18 protein-coding genes and 1 riboswitch are annotated in these 22,348 nt (G+C 71.9%); of the genes, 7 read left to right on the top strand and 11 right to left on the bottom strand.

The window, feature by feature from the left end:
• Positions 1-14: 14 nt before the first annotated feature.
• Positions 15-1,370 carry an acyltransferase family protein gene (locus AMK13_RS06710; RefSeq protein ID WP_079271896.1) on the top strand — a complete coding sequence of 452 codons (1,356 nt, stop codon included), beginning with the start codon at positions 15-17 and terminating at the stop codon, positions 1,368-1,370.
• Between the two features lie 89 nt (positions 1,371-1,459).
• Here the strand turns inward: AMK13_RS06710 and AMK13_RS06705 are convergent, their stop codons facing one another.
• From AMK13_RS06705 to AMK13_RS06675, 7 genes are all read right to left on the bottom strand, one after another.
• On the bottom strand, positions 1,460-2,524 hold the full coding sequence (locus AMK13_RS06705) for an ABC transporter ATP-binding protein (RefSeq protein WP_049649103.1): 1,065 nt from the start codon (positions 2,522-2,524) through the stop codon (positions 1,460-1,462).
• Between the two features lie 34 nt (positions 2,525-2,558).
• The gene (locus AMK13_RS06700; protein WP_049649102.1) at positions 2,559-3,626 is read right to left on the bottom strand and encodes an ABC transporter ATP-binding protein; all 1,068 of its coding nucleotides are present in this window, start codon (positions 3,624-3,626) and stop codon (positions 2,559-2,561) included.
• A complete protein-coding gene (locus tag AMK13_RS06695) occupies positions 3,623-4,633 on the bottom strand; it encodes an ABC transporter permease (RefSeq protein WP_049649101.1) in 1,011 nt (336 codons plus the stop codon). Before AMK13_RS06695 ends, AMK13_RS06700 begins: the two co-directional genes overlap by 4 nt.
• A 97-nt stretch (positions 4,634-4,730) precedes the next feature.
• The gene (locus AMK13_RS06690) at positions 4,731-6,497 is read right to left on the bottom strand and encodes an ABC transporter substrate-binding protein (RefSeq protein WP_074001488.1); all 1,767 of its coding nucleotides are present in this window, start codon (positions 6,495-6,497) and stop codon (positions 4,731-4,733) included.
• 86 nt (positions 6,498-6,583) lie between these two features.
• Entirely contained in the window at positions 6,584-7,570 is a 987-nt protein-coding gene (locus AMK13_RS06685) for an ABC transporter permease (protein WP_049649099.1), read from the bottom strand.
• A gap of 446 nt (positions 7,571-8,016) precedes the next feature.
• On the bottom strand, positions 8,017-8,940 hold the full coding sequence (locus tag AMK13_RS06680) for an enhanced serine sensitivity protein SseB C-terminal domain-containing protein (protein ID WP_079271895.1): 924 nt from the start codon (positions 8,938-8,940) through the stop codon (positions 8,017-8,019).
• A gap of 116 nt (positions 8,941-9,056) precedes the next feature.
• A complete protein-coding gene (locus AMK13_RS06675) occupies positions 9,057-9,860 on the bottom strand; it encodes an enhanced serine sensitivity protein SseB C-terminal domain-containing protein (protein ID WP_074001487.1) in 804 nt (267 codons plus the stop codon).
• A gap of 209 nt (positions 9,861-10,069) precedes the next feature.
• Positions 10,070-10,171, top strand: a riboswitch (glycine riboswitch).
• A gap of 229 nt (positions 10,172-10,400) precedes the next feature.
• On the opposite strand from AMK13_RS06675, the gene gcvT reads away from it, so the two are divergent.
• The 4 genes from gcvT (at position 10,401) to AMK13_RS06655 (ending at position 14,880) form a co-directional block, all read left to right on the top strand.
• Positions 10,401-11,522, top strand: coding sequence for a glycine cleavage system aminomethyltransferase GcvT (gene gcvT / locus AMK13_RS06670; protein ID WP_049649097.1), 1,122 nt, complete (start codon positions 10,401-10,403; stop codon positions 11,520-11,522).
• Between the two features lie 99 nt (positions 11,523-11,621).
• Entirely contained in the window at positions 11,622-12,002 is a 381-nt protein-coding gene (gene gcvH / locus AMK13_RS06665) for a glycine cleavage system protein GcvH (protein WP_049649096.1), read from the top strand.
• A gap of 80 nt (positions 12,003-12,082) precedes the next feature.
• Complete coding sequence (gene glyA, locus AMK13_RS06660) at positions 12,083-13,351, top strand: serine hydroxymethyltransferase (protein WP_049649095.1); 1,269 nt, start codon at positions 12,083-12,085, stop codon at positions 13,349-13,351.
• A 161-nt stretch (positions 13,352-13,512) separates the two neighbouring features.
• Entirely contained in the window at positions 13,513-14,880 is a 1,368-nt protein-coding gene (locus tag AMK13_RS06655; RefSeq protein WP_074001486.1) for an L-serine ammonia-lyase, read from the top strand.
• Positions 14,881-14,949: 69 nt separating this feature from the next.
• Here AMK13_RS06655 and AMK13_RS06650 read toward each other — a convergent pair whose 3' ends face one another.
• The gene (locus AMK13_RS06650; protein ID WP_074001485.1) at positions 14,950-16,563 is read right to left on the bottom strand and encodes an MDR family MFS transporter; all 1,614 of its coding nucleotides are present in this window, start codon (positions 16,561-16,563) and stop codon (positions 14,950-14,952) included.
• Positions 16,564-16,585: 22 nt separating this feature from the next.
• A complete protein-coding gene (locus tag AMK13_RS06645) occupies positions 16,586-17,239 on the bottom strand; it encodes an NADPH-dependent FMN reductase (RefSeq protein ID WP_079271894.1) in 654 nt (217 codons plus the stop codon).
• Between the two features lie 150 nt (positions 17,240-17,389).
• On the opposite strand from AMK13_RS06645, the gene AMK13_RS06640 reads away from it, so the two are divergent.
• Entirely contained in the window at positions 17,390-18,145 is a 756-nt protein-coding gene (locus AMK13_RS06640; protein WP_074001484.1) for a TetR/AcrR family transcriptional regulator, read from the top strand.
• Between the two features lie 56 nt (positions 18,146-18,201).
• Here the strand turns inward: AMK13_RS06640 and AMK13_RS06635 are convergent, their stop codons facing one another.
• A complete protein-coding gene (locus AMK13_RS06635) occupies positions 18,202-18,684 on the bottom strand; it encodes a nuclear transport factor 2 family protein (protein WP_074001483.1) in 483 nt (160 codons plus the stop codon).
• A gap of 298 nt (positions 18,685-18,982) precedes the next feature.
• Positions 18,983-19,756 carry a class I SAM-dependent methyltransferase gene (locus AMK13_RS06630; RefSeq protein ID WP_049649083.1) on the bottom strand — a complete coding sequence of 258 codons (774 nt, stop codon included), beginning with the start codon at positions 19,754-19,756 and terminating at the stop codon, positions 18,983-18,985.
• 90 nt (positions 19,757-19,846) lie between these two features.
• On the opposite strand from AMK13_RS06630, the gene AMK13_RS06625 reads away from it, so the two are divergent.
• The gene (locus AMK13_RS06625) at positions 19,847-20,461 is read left to right on the top strand and encodes a hypothetical protein (protein WP_074001482.1); all 615 of its coding nucleotides are present in this window, start codon (positions 19,847-19,849) and stop codon (positions 20,459-20,461) included.
• Positions 20,462-22,348: the final 1,887 nt, after the last annotated feature.

Raw genomic sequence — 22,348 nt, 5'->3', positions numbered from 1 at the left:
GCTAGCCTCCGCCTGTGAAGCTCGTGAAGCCCAGGTCGGCCCCGGCGTCACCGCCGGAACCGTCGAAGTCGCCGCCGGAACCGCCCGCCTCCGCCAGGCTCGGCTGGCTCGACGCGCTGCGCGGCGTCGCCGCCCTCGCCGTCGCCATGCACCACTTCGGACTGCTCGGCAAGATCCCCCACGCGGACCGGGTGCCGCGCCAGCTGGACCTCGGCTTCTTCGGCGTGATGCTGTTCTTCCTGGTCAGCGGGTACATCATCCCGGCGTCGCTGGAACGGCGCGGCGACGTCCGGGCGTTCTGGACCGGACGGCTCTTCCGCATCTACCCCGCGGTGGCCGTCACGATCGTGGTGAGCCTGCTGGTGCTGCCCCGCGGCGGCCAGATCGTCCAGAGCTTCCCCTTCGACCACCCGGTGCTGTCGCTCGCCGCCAACGGCCTGCTGCTCCAGGACCTGGTGGGGGTGCCCAGCGCCATCGGCGTGATGTGGTCGCTCACCTACGAGATGGTCTTCTACTACTTCGTGTGCGCGCTGTTCGTCCGGGGGTGGCACCGGAACAGCGCGCCGATCGCGGTCGGCTTCGCGTCCGTCGCCCTGGTGCTCGGCACCTGGCTGCCGATCGGCGGGATCTCGGTGGACCTGCCGGCCACCAGGCACCTGGTGGCGGTGGCCGGGATCGTGGTGCTGATGGCGATGGCCTGCATCGCCACCGCCCGTCCGGACCTGACCCGTTGGGGCGCGCTGCTGCTCGGCGGCCTGGGCCTGGTCCTGATCACGGTGAACAACCGGAGCACCGGCTTCGAGACCATGCTGATCTTCGCGACGATGTTCGCCGGCACCGTGCTGTACCGGCTGGAGCACGGCCTGCTCGACCGGCTCCCGGCCCTGCTCTGCTGCGCCTTCGTGGTCGTCGCCGGCGTCACGGTCGGCTACCTGTACAACCGGGACACCGCGCTCTGGCACACCTGGACCCCTTCGTGGCAGTCCTTCTCCCTCGCCTACCTGGCCGCCTGGGCCCTGTTCGCGGCGGCCATGCTGCTGCGCCGGCGCCGCTTCCCGCGCTGGCTGAGCGGGCTCGGCACGATCAGCTTCTCGGTCTACCTGCTGCACGGGCCGCTGATGTACTTCGTCGGCTGGAGGCTCCAGGGCTACCCGCCGATCGTCGGGCCGACGGGGCAGGCCGCGCTCACCCTCGGCTACCTGGGGGCGCTCGTGGTGCTCTCGTACCTGTCGTACCGGCTGGTCGAGATCCCGTTCCAGCGCCTCGGCCGCCGGGTGGTCCGGGCGCTGGACCGCCGCTTCCCGGCCCCCGCCCCGGGCCCGCGCGAACCGGCGCCGAGGCCCGAACCGGTGTCGGCCGCGGGCGTCTGAGGCGCCCGGACGCCTGGGACGCGGACACCGAAGAGGCCGCCCGCCCCGGGGGTCCGGGGCGGGCGGCCTCTCGCGTCCGTGCGGGGACCTCAGGCCTTGGCGTCGGCCGGAGCGTTCCCCGGAGCGTTCTCTGGGAAGTGGCACGCCACCTGGTGCCCGGTCTCGAGCACCGCCAGCGGCGGCTCCTGGCTCGCGCACACGTCCTGCGCCTTCCAGCACCGGGTGCGGAAGCGGCAGCCGCTGGGCGGGTTGATCGGCGAGGGGACGTCGCCCTTGAGCAGGATCCGGTCGCGGCCCGCGCGCTGGCGGCGGCGCGGGTCCGGGACGGGCACGGCGGACATCAGCGCGTTGGTGTACGGGTGCATCGGGCTGCGGTAGAGCGAGTCCCGGTCGGCGATCTCCACGATCTTGCCGAGGTACATCACCGCGACCCGGTCCGAGACGTGCCGGACCACCGAGAGGTCGTGCGCGATGATCAGGTAGGTCAGCCCGAGCTCCTGCTGGAGGTCGTCCAGCAGGTTGACCACCTGCGCCTGGATCGACACGTCCAGGGCGGAGACCGGCTCGTCCGCGATGATCATCTTCGGCTTCAGCGCGAGCGCCCGGGCGATGCCGATGCGCTGGCGCTGGCCGCCGGAGAACTCGTGCGGGTAGCGGTTGTAGTGCTCGGGGCTGAGCCCGCACAGCTCCAGCAGCTCCTGGACGGCCTTCTTGAGGCCGCCCTCGGGCACCGCGTTCTGGAGCCGGAACGGCGCGCCGACGATGGTGCCGACGGTGTGCCGGGGGTTCAGCGAGGAGTACGGGTCCTGGAAGATCATCTGGATGTCGCGGCGCAGCGGCCGCATCGCCCCGACGCTCAGGTGGCTGATGTCGGTGCCCTCGAACTCGATGGTCCCGCCGGTCGGTTCGTCGAGCCGGGTGACCAGTCGGCCCATGGTCGACTTGCCGCAGCCGGACTCGCCCACGACGCCCAGCGTCTCGCCGGCGTTGACGGTGAAGTCGATGCCGTCGACGGCCCGCACCGCGCCGGTCTGGCGCCGCAGCAGCCCGCCGCGGATCGGGAAGTGCCGGGTCAGGCCGGCCACCTTCAGCAGCGGCTCACGGCCGGGGGCGGGTGCCGACCGCGGGGTCGGAGCCGCCTGAGTGTCCGTCATCGGTTCTCTCCAGAAAGGTGGTACGAGGCCGGGCTCACAGCCGGGGCGCGATCTCTTCGGCGAAGATGCGGTGCCGCTCGCCGGCCGCCAGGTGGCAGGCCGCGAAGTGCCCGGGCACGGCCTCGGCCAGTGCCGGGACCTCGCTCGTGGAGCGCCCGTCGGTCAGGGCGGCGTACGGGCAGCGCGGGTGGAAGGCGCAGCCGGACGGCACGTTGATCAGGCTGGGCGGGGTGCCCTTGACCGGCACCAGCCGGTCCTGGAGTTCCCGGTCCAGTCGCGGCATCGAGCCCAGCAGGCCCCAGGTGTACGGGTGCTCGGGCGCGTCGAAGAGGGTCTCGGCCGGGCCGCGCTCGACGCACTTGCCGCCGTACATGACCAGGATGTCGTCGGCCAGTTCGGCGACCACCCCGAGGTCGTGGGTGATGATGATGACCGCGGAGCCGAACTCCTCCTGGAGGTCGCGGATGAGGTCCAGGATCTGCGCCTGGACGGTGACGTCCAGGGCGGTGGTGGGCTCGTCGGCGATCAGCAGCGAGGGGTCGTTGACCAGCGCCATGGCGATCATGGCGCGCTGGCGCATGCCGCCGGAGAACTGGTGCGGGTAGTCGTCCACCCGGCGGTCCGGCTGCGGGATGCCGACCCGGTCGAGCATCTCGACCGCGCGGGTCCGGGCCTGCTTCTTGGTGGCCTGGGGGTGGTGCACCCGGTAGGCCTCGACGATCTGCTGCCCCACCGTGTAGTAGGGGTGCATCGCGGTCAGCGGGTCCTGGAAGATCATCGCCAGTTCGCGGCCGCGCAGTTGGCGCACCCGGTCCGGGCCGGCCGCGATCAGGTCCTCGCCGTTCAGCCGGATCTCGCCGCTGATCCGGGCCCGCTTGGAGCGGTGCAGGCCCATGATGCCGAGCGAGGTGACGGACTTGCCGGAGCCGGACTCGCCGACGATGCCGAGGGTGCGCCCCTTGTGCAGGTCGAAGCTGACCCCGTCCACCGAGCGGACCAGGCCGTCGTCGGTGTCGAAGTGGATCCGCAGGTCGCGCACGGAGAGGAAGGGGTCGCCGGCCGGGGCGGGCGCGGCCGCCGGGTCCTTCTGGAGGTCGGTCACGAGAGCCTCACCCGGGGGTCGACGAGGGCGTACAGGAGGTCGACCACGAGGTTGCAGGCGACGATGAAGAAGGCGGCGAGCAGGGTGACGCCGAGGATCTTGGGCAGGTCGTTGTCGGAGATCGCCTGGACGGCGAACTGGCCGACGCCCTGGAGCGAGAAGACCTGCTCGGTGATCAGCGCGCCGCCGAGCAGCAGCCCGAGGTCCATGCCGAAGATCGTGACGATCGGGGTGAGCGCGGCGCGCAGCCCGTGCCGGGCGACGACCTTGCGCTCGACCAGGCCCTTGGCCCGGGCGGTGCGGATGTAGTCCTCGCTCATGGTCTCCAGCATCCCGGCGCGGGTGAGCCGGGCGTAGAGCGCAGAGTAGAGGAAGGCCAGCGAGATCCAGGGCAGGATCAGGTTGCGGGCCCACATCAGCGGGTCGTCGGTGAAGTCGACGTAGTGCAGGTTGTCCAGGATCGGCCACTCGTAGCTGAACAGCGTGAGCAGCAGCGCGCCGGTGAAGAAGACCGGCAGCGAGACGCCGGCGAGCGCGACGCCCATGGAGAGCCGGTCGAAGATCGACCGCGGCTTCAGGGCGGAGACGACGCCGGTGGCGACGCCGGAGACCAGCCAGAGCACCGCCGCACCGGCGGCGAGCGAGATGGTGATCGGGATCCGCTTGGTCAGCTCGGGCCAGACCTCCAGGTGGTTCTTGAAGGAGTAGCCGAAGCAGGGCACGTGACAGGTGGCCGGTTCCGGTCCGAAGTGGTACTCGGCGCCGCTGACCAGCCCCTTCAGGAAGTTCCAGTACTGGGTGTACAGCGGCTGGTCGAGGCCGAGGTTCTGCTTGACCGCCGCGATCGCGTCCGGCGACGGGTTCTTCCCGATGTACTGGGCGGCCAGTTGGTCGGCCGTCTCGCCCGCGAGGCGCGGGAGCAGGAAGAAGATCGCGAAGGTGACCGCGCTGACGACCAGCAGCAAAATCGCCGCCGCGAAGATCCTGCGGATGATGTAGGCAAACACAGTTGGGCGGCTCCGGCGGCCGCCGCCGTCCGGGATCTTCCGGACGGCGGCGGGCGCCGCTGCCTTCACCTGCCTTCAGGGATGCGGAGCCAGGCTCTTACTTGACGCCGATGTTCAGGTAGTCGTACTCGCCCGAGAACGCCGAGGTGGAGACCACGTTGGTGGCGTTGTCCGGGCGGTACAGGAAGACCTTGAAGTAGGTCAGCGGGACGTAGACCGCCTGGTCCATGACCTTCTTGTCGACGTCGCCGTAGATCTTCTCGCGGGCCGTCTTGTCGGGGTTGATCGCGGCGTCGTCGAGCAGCTTGTTGACCGCGGGGTTGTCCAGCTGGGCCAGGTTGTTGTTGCCGGACGGCTTGATGGTGCGGCCGTCGACGATCTGCTGGAGGAAGCCGTAGCCGGTCGGCCAGTCGGCACCCCACTGCATCATCATCAGGCCGATGTTGTGCTCGGCCGCGAACTGCGGGGAGCCGGCGCTGTCCTGGAGGTACTTGCCCTGCGGGTACTGCTGGATCTCGGCGTTGATGCCGACCTTCTTCAGCGCGGCCTGGATCGAGGTGGCCGCGGCGACCTCGGTGGCGCGCTCGGTGCGGGCGGAGAGGACGGTGTTGATGCCGCCCTCCTTGCCGCAGGCCTTCAGGGCCTCCTTGGCCTTGGCCTCGTCGCCCTTGTTGTCCTTGGTCTCGTACGTGTTGAAGTCCTGGTGGCCCGGGATGTCCGGCGGGAGCACCGTGTTGGCGATCTGGCCGCGGATCGGGCCGCCGAGGGCGGTCTGCACCGAGACCTTGTCGACCGCGTACTGCACGGCCTTGCGGCACTCGATGTTGTCGAACGGCGCGAGCTTGGAGTTGATCGCCATGTAGACCAGGCGGCCGCCGTAGGCGTTGTCGGTGCTGGCCTTCAGCTTCTGGTTCTGGAGGATCTGCGCCTGGGTCTGCGGGTCGACGCCGCCGCCCACCAGGTCGACCTGGGCGTTGCCGGCCAGCAGGTCCTTGTCGATGGTGGACTGGTCGATGTTCATCCGGAGCACGATCTTGTCCGCGAGCTGCTTGCGGATCGGGTCGGTGCTCGCGTCCCAGTTGGTGTTCGGGACCAGGACGGCCTGCTTGCCGTCCTCGTAGGACTCGAACTTGTAGGAGCCCGAGGAGACGATCTTCTTCACGTACTCCGAGCCGGTGTCCTTGGCCTGCGGGACCGGCGCGGTCTGCGGGGCGCTGACCAGGTAGTCGAAGTCGGCGAAGGGCTGCTTCAGGTGGAAGACGATCGTGGTGTCGTCGGGCGTCTCGATCGAGTCGAGGCCGCCCTCCTTGTCCTTGTACGGGCCGGCGTACGGCGTGGCGTTGTCCACCAGGTGCTCGCGGAAGTAGACCGGGCCGTTGGAGTTCACGTCCAGCGCGTAGTTCGAGCGCTCGACGGCGTACTTGACGTCCTTCGAGGAGATCGGGGTGCCGTCGTCGTACTTCAGGCCCTTGCGCAGCTTGTACGTCCAGGTCAGGCCGTCCGCGCTGACCTGGCCCATCGACTCGGCGAGGTCGGGGACGAGCTTGTTGCCCTCGTCGCCCGGCGCCGGGTTGAAGGTGGTCAGCGAGCGGGCGTACAGGCGCGAGAAGTTGTAGATGTACGCGTAGTACGTGTTGCCCGGGTCGAGCGAGTCCGGGGTGCCCTTCATCTCGTAGGTGACCGTCCCGCCCTTCTTGTCCGAGGCGTTGACGATGCCCTTGGTGGCGGCGTTGGCGCCGGAGCCGCCTCCGGTGCCGGAGGACGAGGCGGAACCGGTGTCCTTCGACGAGCTGGTGCAACCGGTCACGACCAGGACGGCGGCGGCTGCGGCCGCGGTCAGGGCGACGGTACGGGACCTACGCATGGGTGAGATCAACCCCTTGGGGATGGGAGGCGGTGAAGGAGAGCCTTGACGGCGCATCACATGATGCGTGGTCATGTGCGGCGGGATCAGTTGCTCTTGGGATCGAGGGCGTCGCGAAGACCGTCGCCGAGCAGGTTGAAGGCGAGCACGGTGACGAAGATCGCCAGACCGGGGACCACCATGTACTGGGGGTCCACCTGGTAGTACCGGATCGCGTCCTGGAGCATCCCGCCCCAGGAGGCCTGCGGCGGCTGGATGCCGACGCCGAGGAAGCTCAGCCCCGCCTCGAAGAGGATGTTGGTCGGGATCAGCAGGGTCGAGTAGACCAGGATCGGACCGACCAGGTTGGGCAGCAGCTCCTTGAACAGGATGAACGGGCCGCGGGCGCCGAGGCTGCGGGCCGCGTGGACGAACTCCCGCTCGCGCAGCGAGAGCGTCTGGCCGCGCACGATCCGACCCATGTAGGGCCAGTTGAAGAAGCCGATCACGAAGATCAGCACCAGCATGTGCAGCGGCAGGCCGTGCAGGCCGAAGGCTCCGCCCTGGAGCGAGGTCGAGATCGCGATGGCGAAGAGCAGCAGCGGGAAGGCCAGGAAGACGTCCATCACCCGGCTGATCACGGTGTCCACCCAGCCGCCGTAGTAGCCGGCCATGATGCCGAGCACGGTGCCGATGGTGTTGGACAGCAGGGTCGCGCCGAAGGCGACCAGCAGGGAGACCCAGGAGCCCTCGATGACGCGGGTGAGCAGGTCACGGCCCTGCAGCGGGTCGATGCCGAGCGGGTGTTCGAGGCTCATGCCGCCCCAGTCGCCGAACGGCAGACCGCCGAGGTCGGCGTCCAGCAGGTCCTGGTGGAGGGCGTCCGGGTCGAGCCCGAACATCGACTCGATCGGCTTGGCCAGCACGGCGAGCATGATCAGCAGGATCACCACGACGCCGCCGGCGACGGCGGCCTTGTCCCGCTTGAAGCGGGTCCAGGCGATCTGGCCGAGGGAGCGGCCCTCGATCTTCTTGGCCGGTCCGGCGGCGGCTGCTGCCTCCGGCTCGTTCCCGGCGGTGGTCACGGATGTCATGGTCAGTTGGTCCCCTCGCCGACGGTGGCCGGCCCACGGGTGCCGGTCGCCGTCTTCGGCGGTGCGGCTGCGGACGTGCGGAGGTGCTTAGGAGGAGCGGGTGTTGACGGCAGTGCGTCGTGCACAGGCACTGCCACCACGCGGGATGGGCGTCGCGTGGACGGGCTTGTCGGCGTGCGCGCTCACCTTTGTGGGGTTCCAGCACGCGCGGTGCGTTGCGCAGAACTCTCTGCCATCCGAACTGGCTTGCGCCAGCCCTGACAACCGACAGATGCCCAACTGTGATCTGCGTGCATGCACCTCCCCGATCTTCGGCATATACCTCTTCACATGGCTGTAACTGCCATGTCAAGATGACCGGGCCGCACATCCGGAAATTCGTCCGGAAAGCATCGAAGCCGACTTGACGGACAATCAAGTCGGCTTCGGAGAATGGGTTTTGGGATTCAGCGCCCGGGGTAGCCGGGCCACGGCCGCTGCGGCTGCTGCTGCCAGCCCTGCGCCGGCGGCTGGGTGCCGTACGCGTAGCCCGGCATCGACTGCCCGGGGTACGGCGGCGGGGGCACCGGCGGGTACGGGCCGGTCGGCGGGCGGCCCGCCTCCCGGTCGAAGAACGGCCGCGCGTTGGCGCGCATCCACAGCGCCACCGGGTCGTACTCGTCCGACATCGCCACCGTGGACACCGCGAGCCCCTCCGGGGCCACCGCGATCGCGCGCTGCATCAGCGCCCGCACCGCCTCCACCGCCGGCGGCGAACTCTCGTAGAGGTCAAGGCCGATGGCCAGGTACGGCTCCCCCACCGCGGGCTGCACCCAGGCCCGGCGCAGCGCCCGGACCGCGCGCACCTCGGCGGCCTGCCGCTCCAGCAGCGCGAAGAACGGCTGGGCGTTCAACTGCGGCTCGCTGAGCTTCAACGGCCCGGCCGGCAGCCGGTCCAGGCCCGCGGCGACCCGCCGGAGGTCCGCCCAGGGCACCCCGACGCCGCCGCCGGGGGCGTGCGGGTTGAGCCACAGGCCCCAGCGGGTGCGGTACAGCGAGGCCGCGATCTCCCGGCCGGAGACGACCTCGTGGGCCCGCGCCCAGCCGGAGGCGGTCAGCTGCTCGGGCGAGGTGACGGCCGGCGCGTAGCCGTGGCCGCTGATCTCCATGTTCCCGTACTGCGCGTCCGGGCTGCCCGGCGTGCCGTGCCACAGCAGCATCCAGACCCGGCCGTCCGCCAGCGCGTGCAGCAGCCGCTCGTACGCGTCGTAGCGCTCCGGCGCGACGTCGCGCAGGGCGCGCTCCAACGCGCCGGGATCAGCTCCCGGGCGCCCGGCCGGTGCCTGGCCCCAGGGCCCCGGCACACCGCCCGCTCCCGTTCCCGCACTCATGCGCCCACCTCGCCGCGCCTCTTTCCCTCAACCCGCCGACCCGTCGGCCGTCTGCACGCACCCTATGGCGCGGCACCGGCCACCGCCACGGCGACGTGCCTCTGATCCGGACCCGCTCACGCCCGCGTGTGGAAAGGCAGTACCCGGGTGAGCAGCCACTCGACCACCGGGTCGTCGGCGAGGTCGAGCAGTACGAGGTGGACGCCCCCGGGCAGCGGCGCGGTTCCCAGCGCTCGCCCGAGTGCCTCGTTCACCGCGGCCGGGTCGGCCGGGGCCGCCGGGTCCAACTGGACGCCCACGAACATCACGGTCGGTTCGCCCTCGATGCTGGCCAGCGCCCTGCGGGCGGTCAACACACCGGGCAGCGCCGACAGTTCGCTCCGGCAGGCGGCCAGGAAGTGCTCCGGGTCCTCGCCCGGCACCGGCTCGCGCAGCGCCACCCGGCCGCCGGTCGGCTCCGCGGCGCCCTCGGCCTGTTCCCAGCGGTCCTCGCGCGGGCCGCGGCGCAGCTCGGCGACCCCCTGCGGCGGCACCGGGAGGCCCACCGGCGCGTCCGGGTTCACCGCGATGCCGAGGCCCAGCGGCAGCCCGCGGGCGAACTCCCACACCGGCGCGATCGCGAAGGCCATCCCCGGCGCCTGCCGGAGGAACACCTCCTGCGAGGAGAACACCGGCACGTACGGGTCGCCGCCCAGCTCGATGGTCGGCAGGTCGAGCGCCTGGCCCTGCGGGTCGGCCCCGGCCGGCAGCGGCACCCACACCTGGCTGCGCGCCAGCACCTCGAACACCCGTGGGGTCGCGCCCGGGTCGCCCAGGGCCGCGGTCAGCACCTGCTCCAGTTCGTTGGCCGGCCAGGAGCCGCCCGCCGGCGCCTCCTCCGGTCCGCCCCACCCCTGCTGCTGCTCCACCGGGTACCCCATGCGCCGCCGATTCCGCCCTCTGCCGTCGGCCGCCCACTGCCGCACCGACGCGCAGCAGTCTAGAGGCGTGCGGGGGGTGTGGTCAGGACTCGTGTTCGGGTCCCGCGCGGTGTGACCGGGTCCCCCCTCCCCTCGTCGTCCGGGACGTGCCATGATGTGCCCGTCCGACGGCATGCGCCGCGGGCCCCCACAACTCCATACCGGCCGCTCGAACCCGCGCGGGAGAGCCCGGAGTGCCGCTCAGGCACAGCCGGCGCCGAAGGAGCAAGTCCTCCCCGGAATCTCTCAGGCACCCCTACCGCACGGGTTAGGCACATCTGGAAAGCGGCGCCCGGCCCTGTCGTGCGCCCACCCACGGTGCAAGCCGTCATGCTGTCCCCCAAGCTGGAAACGGCTGCGGGCGGCGGGGCGGTGAAGCTCTCAGGTTCGACGACAGATGGGGAGACCCACGCCGCCGCATGCCCGCGCGCAGGGTCGGCCCCCAGCGGGTCCGGTCCGGTGCGTGCACCCCTGAGTGCCCCGACCGAGGAGTTCCTGGCCATGTCGTCCCTCCGCCTGACCGCGCTCGACGCGCTGCACCGCGCCCTCGGCGCGACCATGACCGACTTCGCCGGCTGGGACATGCCGCTGCGCTACGGCAGCGAGCGCGAGGAGCACCTCGCCGTCCGCACCAAGGCCGGCCTGTTCGACCTCTCGCACATGGGCGAGATCACCGTCACCGGCCCGCAGGCCGGCGAGATGCTGGACCACGCCCTGGTCGGCTTCGTCTCCGCGCTGGGCGAGCTGCGCGCCCGCTACACCATGATCTGCGCCGAGGACGGCGGCATCCTGGACGACCTGATCGTCTACCGCCTGCGCGAGGACGCCTTCCTGGTCGTCGCCAACGCCTCCAACGCCCAGCTGGTCCTCGACGAGCTGATCGCCCGTGCCAAGGGCTTCGACGCCGTCGTCACCGACGACCGCGACACCTACGCGCTGATCGCCGTCCAGGGCCCGGAGGCCACCGGCATCCTGGCCGACACCACCGACGCCGACCTGCCCGGCCTGAAGTACTACGCGATCCTCCCGGCCTTCGTGGCCGACCGCGAGGTGCTGCTCGCCCGCACCGGCTACACCGGCGAGGACGGCTTCGAGATCTTCTGTCACCCGGCCGACGCCGAGCCGGTCTGGCAGGCGCTGACCGCCGCCGGCGCGGACCGCGGCCTGGTCCCCTGCGGCCTGTCCTGCCGCGACACGCTGCGCCTGGAGGCCGGCATGCCGCTGTACGGGCACGAGCTGTCCACCGACCTGACCCCGTTCGACGCCGGCCTGGGCCGGGTCGTCCGCTTCGACAAGACCACCAACGAGGGCGCCTTCGTCGGCCGCAAGGCCCTGGAGGCGGCCGCCGCCGCGGCCGAGACCAACCCGCCGAAGGTGCTGGTCGGCCTGGTCTCCGACGGCAAGCGGGTGCCGCGCGCCGAGTACACCGTGGTCTCCACCGAGGGCGAGCCGATCGGCCGGATCACCTCCGGCGCGCCGTCCCCGACCCTGGGGCAGCCGATCGCGATGGCCTACGTCGACGCCGCCCACGCCGCCCCCGGCACCACCGTCGCGGTGGACGTGCGCGGCAAGCACGAGCCCGTCAGGGTCGTGGCGCTGCCGTTCTACAAGCGCGCCCGCTGACCCCTCGCACGCCCCCCGTTTTCCCATACGCGCACGTCGCAGCCGTCCGCGCGGCGGCCCGCTTCGTCGTACCCGCTTCCCATCCTGGAGAATGACGCCATGAGCAACCCCCAGCACCTTCAGTACACCAAGGAGCACGAGTGGCTGACGGCCGCCGTGGACGGTGTCTCCACGATCGGTATCACCAAGCACGCCGCGGACGCGCTCGGTGACATCGTCTACGTGCAGCTGCCCGAGGTCGGCGAGACCGTGACCGCCGGCGAGACCTGTGGCGAGCTGGAGTCCACCAAGTCGGTCAGCGACCTGTTCTCCCCGGTGACCGGCGAGGTCACCGAGGTCAACCCGGACGTCCTGGACAACAACGCCCTCGTCAACAGCGACCCCTTCGAGGGCGGCTGGCTGTTCAAGGTGCGCGTCGAGGCCACCGACGAGCTGCTCAGCGCCGACGAGTACGACGCGCTCACCAACCCCCAGGGCTGAGCCCCCGACGGGACGGGCCGCCGCACCGCGGTCCGTCCCGCCCTGGCCCCTTTCCCTCCTCCTCCCGGGAAGACCACACCATGACTGTTCTCAACCAGTCCCTGCACGCCCTCGACCCGGAGATCGCCGCCGCGGTCGACGCCGAGCTGCACCGCCAGCAGACCACCCTGGAGATGATCGCCTCCGAGAACTTCGCCCCGGTGGCGGTCATGGAGGCCCAGGGCTCGGTGCTCACCAACAAGTACGCGGAGGGCTACCCCGGCCGCCGCTACTACGGTGGCTGCGAGCACGTCGACGTGGTCGAGCAGATCGCGATCGACCGCATCAAGGCCCTGTTCGGGGCCGAGCACGCCAACGTCCAGCCGCACTCCGGCGCGCAGGCCAACGCCGCCGCGATGTTCGCGCTGATCCAGCCGGGCGACACCATCCTGGGCCTGAGCCTGGCCCACGGCGGTCACCTGACCCACGGCATGAAGATCAACTTCTCCGGCAAGCTCTACAACGTGGCCGCGTACCACGTGGACGAGAAGACCGGCCAGGTCGACATGGCCGAGGTCGAGCGCCTCGCCAAGGAGCACCAGCCGAAGCTGATCATCGCCGGCTGGTCCGCCTACCCGCGCCAGCTCGACTTCGCCGCGTTCCGCCGGATCGCCGACGAGGTCGGCGCGCTGCTCATGGTGGACATGGCGCACTTCGCCGGCCTGGTGGCCGCCGGGCTGCACCCGAACCCGGTGCCCTACGCGGACGTGGTCACCACCACGACCCACAAGACCCTGGGCGGCCCGCGCGGCGGCGTCATCCTGTCCAAGGCCGAGTTCGCCAAGAAGATCAACTCCGCGGTCTTCCCCGGCCAGCAGGGCGGCCCGCTGGAGCACGTGATCGCCGGCAAGGCGGTCGCCTTCAAGGTCGCGGCCTCCGAGGAGTTCAAGGAGCGCCAGCAGCGCACCCTGGACGGCGCCCGCATCCTCGCCGAGCGCCTGCTCCAGGCCGACGTGGCCGAGGCCGGCGCCAGCGTGCTCTCCGGCGGCACCGACGTCCACCTGGTCCTGGTCGACCTGCGCAACAGCCAGCTCGACGGCCAGCAGGCCGAGGACCGGCTGCACGAGGTCGGCATCACCGTCAACCGCAACGCCATCCCGAACGACCCGCGCCCGCCGATGGTCACCTCGGGCCTGCGCATCGGCACCCCGGCCCTGGCCACCCGCGGCTTCCAGGCCGAGGACTTCCGCGAGGTCGCCGACATCATCGCCGAGGCGCTCAAGCCCGCCTTCGACGAGACCGTCGCCGACGCGCTGAAGGCCCGGGTCTCCGCCCTGGCCGCGAAGTACCCGCTCTACCCGAACCTCTGATCACTCCGGTGATCGTTCGGGCGGGGTGACCGGCCTCACCCCTCCGGCGTACCAGGCACCCCGGGGCACCGCGCACACTGGAAGTGCGCGCGGTGCCCCGTCCCGTGTCGGCCCCTCCCTGCCCGCAAGTCCTTCCACGAGACCAGACAAGGACGTCCCCCGTGGCCATCAGCGTCTTCGACCTCTTCTCCATCGGCATCGGCCCGTCGAGCTCCCACACCGTGGGCCCGATGCGCGCCGCCCGGATGTTCGCCCGCCGACTGCGCACCGAGGACCTGCTGGACCGGGTGACGGGCGTACGGGCCGAGCTGTACGGCTCGCTCGGCGCCACCGGCCACGGCCACGGCACCCCGAAGGCCGTCCTGCTCGGCCTGGAGAACGCCTCGCCCCGCACCGTCGACGTCGACCAGGCCGACAAGGACGTCGAGCGGATCCTCGCCGAGAAGCGGATCAACCTGCTCGGCGAGCACCCGATCGACTTCGACCCGGACACCCAGCTGATCCTGCACCGCCGCCGCTCGCTGCCGTACCACGCCAACGGGATGACCCTGTGGGCGTACGCGGCGGACGGCTCGACCCTGCTGGAGAAGACCTACTACTCGGTCGGCGGCGGCTTCGTGGTGGACGAGGACGCGATCGGCGCGGACCGGGTCAAGCCCGACGACACCGTGCTGAAGTACCCCTTCCGCACCGGTGACGAGCTGCTGCGGCTCAGCCGGGAGACCGGCCTGTCGATCTCCGGCCTGATGCTGGAGAACGAGAAGGCCTGGCGCAGCGAGGAGGAGATCCGGACCGGTCTGCTGGAGATCTGGTCCGTGATGCAGGAGTGCGTGCGGGCCGGCATGTCCCGCGAGGGCATCCTGCCGGGCGGGCTGAAGGTCCGCCGCCGGGCCGCCTCGGGTGCCCGCGCGCTGCGCGCCGAGGGCATCGGGCCGGCCAACGCGATGGAGTGGGTGACCCTCTACGCGATGGCCGTGAACGAGGAGAACGCCTCCGGCCGCCGGGTCGTCACCGCGCCGACCAACGGCGCCGCCGGGATCATCCCGGCCGTCCTGCACTACTACCTGAACTTCATCCCGGGCGCCGACGACGACGGCATCGTCCGCTTCCTGCTCGCCGCCGGCGCCATCGGCATGCTCTTCAAGGAGAACGCCTCCATCTCCGGCGCCGAGGTCGGCTGCCAGGGCGAGGTCGGCTCCGCCTGCTCGATGGCCGCGGGCGGCCTCGCCGAGGTCCTCGGCGGCACCCCCGAGCAGGTCGAGAACGCCGCCGAGATCGGCATCGAGCACAACCTCGGCCTCACCTGCGACCCGGTCGGCGGCCTGGTCCAGATCCCCTGCATCGAGCGCAACGGCATGGCCTCCGTCAAGGCCGTCACCGCGGCCCGGATGGCGCTGCGCGGCGACGGACGGCACCACGTCTCGCTGGACAAGGCGATCAAGACGATGAAGGAGACCGGGGCCGACATGAAGATCAAGTACAAGGAGACCTCGCGCGGCGGGCTCGCCGTCAACGTCATCGAGTGCTGAGCTGACCGGCTTTTCCGCAGGCCCCCGGGCGGTCCCCCGTTCCGCCCGGGGGCCTGCGCGTTCTCCGGATCACCCGGCCGTGGCCGCCTTCGCGGGGGTGTCGGCCGGCTCCGGCTCCGGGTCTGGCTTCGTCGGCTCGGGCTCGGGCTTCGGCGGCTTGATCTCCCTGGCCGCTCCCTGCCGCGGGCGGACCAGGCAGGCGAGGGCCGTCGCCGCGGCCGCCAGCAGCACCCCGCCCACGACCGTGCCGTGCAGGCCGCCGGTGACCGCCGCCCCGACGGCGTCGCGAACCTCGGCCGGGAGGCCGTCGAGGGAGGCCGGGGTCAGCCCTCCGCCGGTGAGCCGGCCGGCCTCGGCAGCCCCTAGGTGCTCCGTGAGGGAGTCGGTGAGCCGCGCCGTGTAGACCGCGCCGAGCGCCGCCATGCCGAGCGAGCCGCCGATGCTCCGCAGCAGCGTCACCACGCCCATCGCCGCGCCCATGTCCTGCGGGCGGACGGCCCCCATCGAGGTCAGCAGGGTGCTCTGCATCACCAGGCCGAGGCCGATCCCGGCGACGGCCGTGAGGGCCGAGGCCACGGCGATCGGGGTGTCGGTGCGCAGGAGCAGCAGCAGCGCGCCGCCGGCCAGGGTGACCGCGCCGCCCAGCAGCGGGTAGCGCCGCTCGCCGCCGGGCCGGCCCATCAGCCGCGCCGTCACCAGCTGGGTGCCCATCATGCCGAGCATCAGCGGCAGCAGGAGCAGCCCGCCGGCGGTGGGCGAGGCGCCCCGGGCCAGCTGCAGGTAGAGCGGCAGGTAGCCGACCAGGGCGATCATCACCGCGCCGGTGAGGAAGCCGAGCACCTGCGCCACCGTGAAGTTGCGGTCGCGGAACAGCGCGGGCGGGATCAGCGGCCCGGGGGCGCGCAGTTCGGTCCGGGCGAACCAGCCCAGCGCGACCACCGCGACGAGCGCCGTGCCGAGGAGCACCGGGGAGGTCCAGGAGTAGGCGGTGCCGCCCCAGCTGCTCACCAGGGTGAGCGCGAGGATGCCGGTGGTCAGCAGGGCGACCCCGGCCCAGTCGAACGGGGCGCGCACCCGCTCCGTCCGCAGCCGCACCCCGACGCCGACCGCGAGCAGCGCGACCAGCCCGACCGGCAGGTTGACGTAGAAGGCCCAGCGCCAGCTCAGCCGTTCGGTGAGGAAGCCGCCGAGCAGCGGTCCGCCGACGAAGGCGATCGGCATCAGCACGCCGACCACCGACTGCACCCGCGCCCGGTCGGAGGCGGGGACGAGCACCCCGATCACCGAGAGCGCACCGACCATCAGCCCGCCCGCGCCGATCCCCTGGAGGCCCCGGAAGGCGATCAACTGCCCCATGTCCTGGGCGAGTCCGGCCAGCACCGAGCCGGCCAGGAACACCACCACCGCCCACTGGTAGGCGCCCTTGCGCCCGTACAGGTCGCCGAGCCGGCCCCAGAGCGGGGTGGCGGCGGCGGAGGTCAGCAGGTAGGCGGTGACCGCCCAGGAGAGGTGCTCCAGCCCGCCGAGGTCGCCGACGATGGTCGGCAGCGCGGTGCCGATGATCTGGCCGTCGAGGGCCGAGAGGAAGATGCCGAGCATCAGTCCGACGACGCCGAGCAGCGGCGGCTTGGGCCGCTCGTCGGCCTGCTCCTTGTTCTGGCCCCCGCTCTGTTCCGTGGCCATGCCGTCCGCCCCCTTCCCCGGCTCAGGCCGCGAACGGGCGGGCCCGGCGGGCGTCCCGCAGCGCCTGCGCCCACCAGGTGAGCTGGTCGAGCATGGTCTTGGCGGCGGTGTCGGCGGCCGGGTCGATCGCCTTGCCCTCGGCGTCGAAGCACTGCGAGGCGCCGTGGAAGCTGACCGTGTTGCGGATCGTGGCGGCGTTCAGCTCGGCCATCACCACCCGCAGCTGCTCGACCGCCCGCAGGCCGCCGGACAGGCCGCCGTACGAGACGAAGCCGACCGGCTTGCCGTGCCACTGCCGGTTGTGCCAGTCGATGGCGTTCTTCAGCGGGGCCGGGAAGCTGTGGTTGTACTCGGGCGTGACGATCACGAAGGCGTCGGCCGCCTCCAGCCGGGGCGACACGGCGGCCAGCAGCGCGGCGTCGTCCGGGGAGAGCTCGCCGCCGAAGGACGGGAAGGTGACGGGCAGCGGGGTCTCCACCAGGTCGATCCGGTCGGCGGTCAGGTCGCCGCGCGCTTCGAGGTGGCCGAGCAGCCAGTCGGCGACCACCGGGCCGAAGCGGCCGTCGCGGGTGCTGCCGACGAGGACGGCGACCTTCAGGTTCTGCTCGCTGGACGCCTGCTCGCTGGACGTCCGCTCGCTGGACTTCTGCTCGCTGGACTTCTGCTCCGTGGACATGGGAGTCCCCCTCCGGGATGGCTGGTGTGTACGGCGTATCCGTCTCGAATACAACGTACACATCGACGTGTACGGCGTCCACTGCCGATACGCCGTACACAGGAGGGTGCTACGGTGGGACCGACCCCCAGTCGGAAGGAGCCCGCCCCCATGCCCGCTCAGCAGGCCCCCACCGGGGACACCCCCGCCGGCGACGACAGGCCCCCGGCGTCACTCTGGGAGCGCCTGGACCGCCCGGCCCCCGCCCCGCGCACCACCCTGACCCCGCAGCGGATCGCCGAGGCCGCCGTCGCCGTCGCCGACGCCGAGGGCCTGGACGCCGTCACCATGCGCCGACTGGCCGCCGAACTCGGCGTCGCCCCGATGGCCGCCTACCGGTACGTCTCCGGCAAGGACGAACTCATCGAGCTGATGGTCGACTTCGTCTACGGCCGACTCCCCCTGGACGCCGCCCCCGCCAAGGACTGGCGGGAGACCATGCGCGCCCTCGCCCTCCACCTGCGGGCCATGCACCTGGCCCACCCGTGGACCGTCCGGGCGGCCACCCCGTTCTCGCTCAGCCCGAACCAACTCGCCGTCCCCGAGCACGCGTTCGCCGCCCTGGCCGAACACGGCCTGGACGCCGACACCACCATGGCGGTGTTCCGCACCGTCACCGGCTACGTCCACGGCTCGGTCACCACCGAGGTCACCCTGAACACCCTGCGCCGCGAGCGCGGCTGGTCCGACGGCGACCAGACCCGGGCCGGCCTCGCCCCCCGGATGACCTGGCTGATGGGCACCGGCCGCTACCCCAACTACCAGCGCTACCTCCACGCGGCCACCCGCAAGGACGACCCCGACTGGCAGTTCGAAACCGGCCTCGACTGCGTCCTCGACGGCATCGCCGCCCACTTCGCCCTCTGACCGGGCCGCTCACGGAGTGGGAAGTCGGCCGGTCCGACTTCCCACTCCGCCCCCTCTTACTTGCCGGCCGCCCCGGCCCCCAGCCGCGCGGCGACGGCACCCAGCCGGCCCATCGCGTGGGCCACGCCCAGGCCGTCCATGTAGTCCCGCACGTGCACCAGCAGGCCGTCCCGGGCGCGCATCACCAGCAGGCCCGGCACGGTGAACGGCTCCCCGGTGGTGGCGAGCGTCCCGACCACCTGCTGCTCGACGGTCAGCACCTCGGGGTCGGCCCCCGGATGGACGGCCACCTCCCGGATCTCCCGCGGCCGCGCCGCACTCGCACCCCAGGCGGCGCGGTAGCCGGCCCGGATCTCCTCCCGCCCCCGGTACCGCTCCGGCATCCCGGGGAACAGGAACGGGAACTCGTGCACCCCGTCCTCGGCGTACAGCTCTGCCAGCGCGTCCGCGTCCAGGTCGAGCATCGCCCGCCGGTAGCGGACGAGCAGGTCGAGCGGGCTGGGTGTGCTGGGCGGGCTGGGCGTGGCGGAATCCGGCATGACGGCGGCCCCTTCGGCAGCGGACGGGGACGCCAGGATCCCTCTACGGCAATCGACTTGGCCCCCGCGCATCGATCGATGGCCCCAACCCTAGCCGCCGGAAGTCGGCTCCCCCTCGACGACCTGACAGCCACCGCGCTCCAGCAGGCCTTCACCCGGCACCGAGGGGCCGTCCTCGTACCCCCGGGATCGGCACCTGCGAGTCCTGCGCTCCGTTCACGGCCCTCGGTCAACCAGCCGCACTGCACAGGAAGTCGGCCGGTCCGACTTCCTGTGTGGCGGCAGCCGCCGAGAACGCCTACCCGGCCGGCCGCTCGCCGGCGAGGACCAGGCGGTAGCCGTAGTCCATGCTGTCCCGGTCGAGCAGGTCGGCGTACCGCCGGTGCCACGCCCCCGAGGCGAGGTCGGCCCGCAGCCGCTCGACGGCCGGCTCGACCACCTCCGGCGGCAGCTGCGCGAAGGTCGAACTGGCCTGCCGGACCACCGGGTCCAGGTAGTGCTCGGGCCGCCGCCAGTGGGCGATCTGGAAGCCGTCGGTGAAGTCCCAGGGGACGGGGAAGGGCAGCACGGTGTGCGCGTCCAGGGCCTCCACCACCTGCTCCAGCGGCGTGAAGCGGGAGTCCTCCAACTCCCTGATCTCCGGCAGGTAGTCCTCCAGCAGCCACAGCTGCGGCCGGTGCGCCGGATCCCAGGTGAACACCGCCTGCCGCCGCGCGACCCGCCGCAGCTCGGCCAGCCCGCGCCGCGGGTCCGACCAGTGGTGGACGGTCAGGACGGCCATCGCCGCGTCGAACGCACCGTCCTCGAAGGGCAGTTGCTCGGCCGAGGCCTTGACCTTCCGCTCCCCCGGATGCTGGTCGAGCATGACCTGCGACGGGTCGACGGCCGTGACCTCGGCGTCCTCCGGCTCGTATGACCCCGCCCCCGCACCGACGTTGACCACCGTGCGCGCTCCCCGCAGCGCCGACCCGATCAACGCGTGCAGCCGCGGATCGGGCCGACGGACCTGCCGGTACCCGACGCCGATCCGGTCGTACCTCGCCGTCCGGCTCTCCTGCCCCGTGTGTCCCATCCGACCAGCCCATCAAACGGGACCACCGGAGGCAACCGCTTCACGTGAACCCGCACCGACGGAGGAGGCCGTGGCGGTACCGTCGGCCGCATGACCGAACTCAGCGACTGGACCTACGTGGTGACCGACATCGAGGTGGACGGCCCGTGGCCGGGACCGAACTCGATGCGGTCCTTCGCGTCCGTGGCCACGACCATGGACGGCCGGACCTTCGGCGAGTTCGAAGCCGTCCTCGAACCGCTTCCCGGATCGGCCCCGAACCCGCGCACGAAGGAGTGGTTCGACTCCGAGCCGGGCGCCTGGGAGGCCGCGACGACGAACCCGGAGCCCGTCACCGACGTCATGACCGGGTACGTCGAGTGGGTCCGGTCCCTGCCCGGCCGGCGGGCGTTCGCCGCGGCACCCCTGTCGTTCGACGGAACCTGGATCGACTACTACCTGCGCCGGTTCACCTCCTTCGGACTGCACCAGGGCCCCTACGAGCAGGATCTCCTCTTCCACGGCCCGGCCCTGTGCCTGCGCTCGTACACGGCGGCACTGACCGGCCGACCGCCCGCGGACCTCCCGGCACCGGCGCTGCCCCCGCACTGGCTCGGCGGCGTGCGGCACACCCACAAGGCCCTCGACGACGCGCGCGGCTTCGCCGAGCTGCTGCACTTCCTCACCCGGAACTCCGGGACGCCCGCCATCACCCTCGACACCTGAGGACCACCCCGCGACCACCGGTCCCCGGTCACGCCTCCGGAAACGGCGGAGCATCCCTCCCTCCCCCCACCACGAGTGCCCCGAGGCCCTCGCGCGAGAAGTCGGCCGGTCCGACTTCTCGCGCAGACCAACACTCCCTATCGCTACCCCGGAAGCACCAAGAAGGCCAACCCCCGGCCAGGTCAGCGAGCCCACGACGGCAACTCGCCCTCGCAGACCACGTGCGACGCCCGACCAGTTCGAGCAGGAACGGCACCGTGGGAGCCGTCGCCTCGCCGACAACGAACCCCAGCGCGCAGACGACATCGGCCAGTTCACCAACAGCCCTGCGGGCCGCCCCCTCCTCCCCACAGCCGATCCGGGACGGCAACAGGAGAACGCGCCCGGCCAAAGCCCCCGCCACATCGCGCAACTCACCCCAACGAACCCCGAGAACCACCCTCCGCAACCTCCCCCACCACGAGCGGCCCAGGGCCCTCGCGTGAGAAGTCGGCCGGTCCGACTTCTCACGCAGCCCAGCACTCCCTACCGCCGACCCGGGAGCACCAGGAAGGCCGCACCCGGCCAGGGCAGCGAGCCCGCAACCGACCGGCCCACCAGGACAGCCCTCCGCGCGGCCGCCTCCAAGCCAGGCTGCGGCCGACAGCTCGCCGCCCCGATCCCCCGTCGCGTCCCGCAGCTCACCCCTGCGGACCGCGAAAATCGCCCTCCGCAGACTTCCTGCGCCACGAGTACCCCGAGGTCATCACGCGAGAAGTCGGCCGGTCCGACTTCTCGCGCAGACCAACACTCCTACCGCCACCCCGGAAGCACCAGGAAGGCCAACCCTCCAGCCAGGACAGCAAGCCCACGACCGACCAGCCCGCCTGAACGGCCCTCCTCACGGCCGCCTCCAAACCGGGCTGCGGCCGACAGCTCGCCGCCCGGATCCCCCTTCGCATCCCGCAGCTCACCCCGGCGGCCCCCGAACACCGCCCCAGCAGCCTTCCCCCACCGCGAGCGAACCGGGGCCCTCGCGCGAGAAGTCGGCCGGTCCGACTTCTCGCGCGGGCCGACGCACCAACCGGAAAGCCGGGAGCATCAGGAAAGCCGACCCTCCGGCGAGGACGGCGAGCCCGCAACCGACCAGCCCACCTCGCGACCGCCTCCGACAACTCGCCGTTGCCGACCACATGCGGCACCCCGACCAGTCCGAGCAGGAACGGCACCGTGGGAGCCGTCGCCTCGCCGACAACGAACCCCAGCGCGCAGACGGCATCGGCCAGTTCACCGACAGACCTGCGGGCCGCGCCCTCGTCCCCGTAGGCGATCCGGGACAGCAACAGGGGAACGCGGTCGGCCGGAGCCCCCTTCGCATCACGCGGTTCTCCCCAGCTGACCCCGGAAACCGCCCTCCGCAGAGTTCCCGCACCGCGAGCGAACCGGGGTCCTCGCGTGAGAAGTCGGCCGGTCCGACTTCTCGCGCAGACCAACGCTCCTTCCGCCGAGCCGGGAGCGCCAGGAAGGCCAGGACGGCGAGGCCTCGACCGACCAGCCCGCATGGACGGCCCTCCGCGCGGCCGCCTGTAAGCCGGGCTGCGGCCGACAGCTCACGCCGTGCCGACCGGAGCCCCCGTCGCATCGGGCGGCTCTCCCCTCAGCAGAGTTCCTGCACGGCGAGTGACCCGGACCCTCGCGCGAGAAGTCGGCCGGTCCGACTTCTCGCGCGGGCCGAGGCCCCTACCGCCGAGCCGGGAGCATCAGGAAGGCCAGCCCTCCGGCCACGACGGCGAGCCCGCGACGGCGACTCGGCCTTGCGGACCATGTGCGGCGCCCCGGGCAGGTCGAGTAGGAACGGCACGGACGACGAACCTCAGCGCGCGGACGGCATCGGTCAGTTCACCGACA

This window comes from Streptomyces sp. CB02056, from assembly GCF_001905545.1.
GTDB lineage: Bacteria > Actinomycetota > Actinomycetes > Streptomycetales > Streptomycetaceae > Kitasatospora.
This window is presented reverse-complemented; position numbering and strand designations above follow the sequence as displayed.

What these genes read in the sequence shown, in the direction of transcription:
- AMK13_RS06705 (WP_049649103.1), bottom strand. Translation starts at nt 2,524, where the DNA reads ATGACGGACACTCAGGCGGCTCCGACCCCGCGGTCGGCACCCGCCCCC.
- AMK13_RS06690 (WP_074001488.1), bottom strand. Translation starts at nt 6,497, where the DNA reads ATGCGTAGGTCCCGTACCGTCGCCCTGACCGCGGCCGCAGCCGCCGCC.
- AMK13_RS06685 (WP_049649099.1), bottom strand. Translation starts at nt 7,570, where the DNA reads ATGACATCCGTGACCACCGCCGGGAACGAGCCGGAGGCAGCAGCCGCC.
- AMK13_RS06680 (WP_079271895.1), bottom strand. Translation starts at nt 8,940, where the DNA reads ATGAGTGCGGGAACGGGAGCGGGCGGTGTGCCGGGGCCCTGGGGCCAG.
- AMK13_RS06675 (WP_074001487.1), bottom strand. Translation starts at nt 9,860, where the DNA reads ATGGGGTACCCGGTGGAGCAGCAGCAGGGGTGGGGCGGACCGGAGGAG.
- gcvT (WP_049649097.1), top strand. Translation starts at nt 10,401, where the DNA reads ATGTCGTCCCTCCGCCTGACCGCGCTCGACGCGCTGCACCGCGCCCTC.
- gcvH (WP_049649096.1), top strand. Translation starts at nt 11,622, where the DNA reads ATGAGCAACCCCCAGCACCTTCAGTACACCAAGGAGCACGAGTGGCTG.
- glyA (WP_049649095.1), top strand. Translation starts at nt 12,083, where the DNA reads ATGACTGTTCTCAACCAGTCCCTGCACGCCCTCGACCCGGAGATCGCC.
- AMK13_RS06650 (WP_074001485.1), bottom strand. Translation starts at nt 16,563, where the DNA reads ATGGCCACGGAACAGAGCGGGGGCCAGAACAAGGAGCAGGCCGACGAG.
- AMK13_RS06645 (WP_079271894.1), bottom strand. Translation starts at nt 17,239, where the DNA reads ATGTCCACGGAGCAGAAGTCCAGCGAGCAGAAGTCCAGCGAGCGGACG.
- AMK13_RS06640 (WP_074001484.1), top strand. Translation starts at nt 17,390, where the DNA reads ATGCCCGCTCAGCAGGCCCCCACCGGGGACACCCCCGCCGGCGACGAC.
- AMK13_RS06635 (WP_074001483.1), bottom strand. Translation starts at nt 18,684, where the DNA reads ATGCCGGATTCCGCCACGCCCAGCCCGCCCAGCACACCCAGCCCGCTC.
- AMK13_RS06630 (WP_049649083.1), bottom strand. Translation starts at nt 19,756, where the DNA reads ATGGGACACACGGGGCAGGAGAGCCGGACGGCGAGGTACGACCGGATC.
- AMK13_RS06625 (WP_074001482.1), top strand. Translation starts at nt 19,847, where the DNA reads ATGACCGAACTCAGCGACTGGACCTACGTGGTGACCGACATCGAGGTG.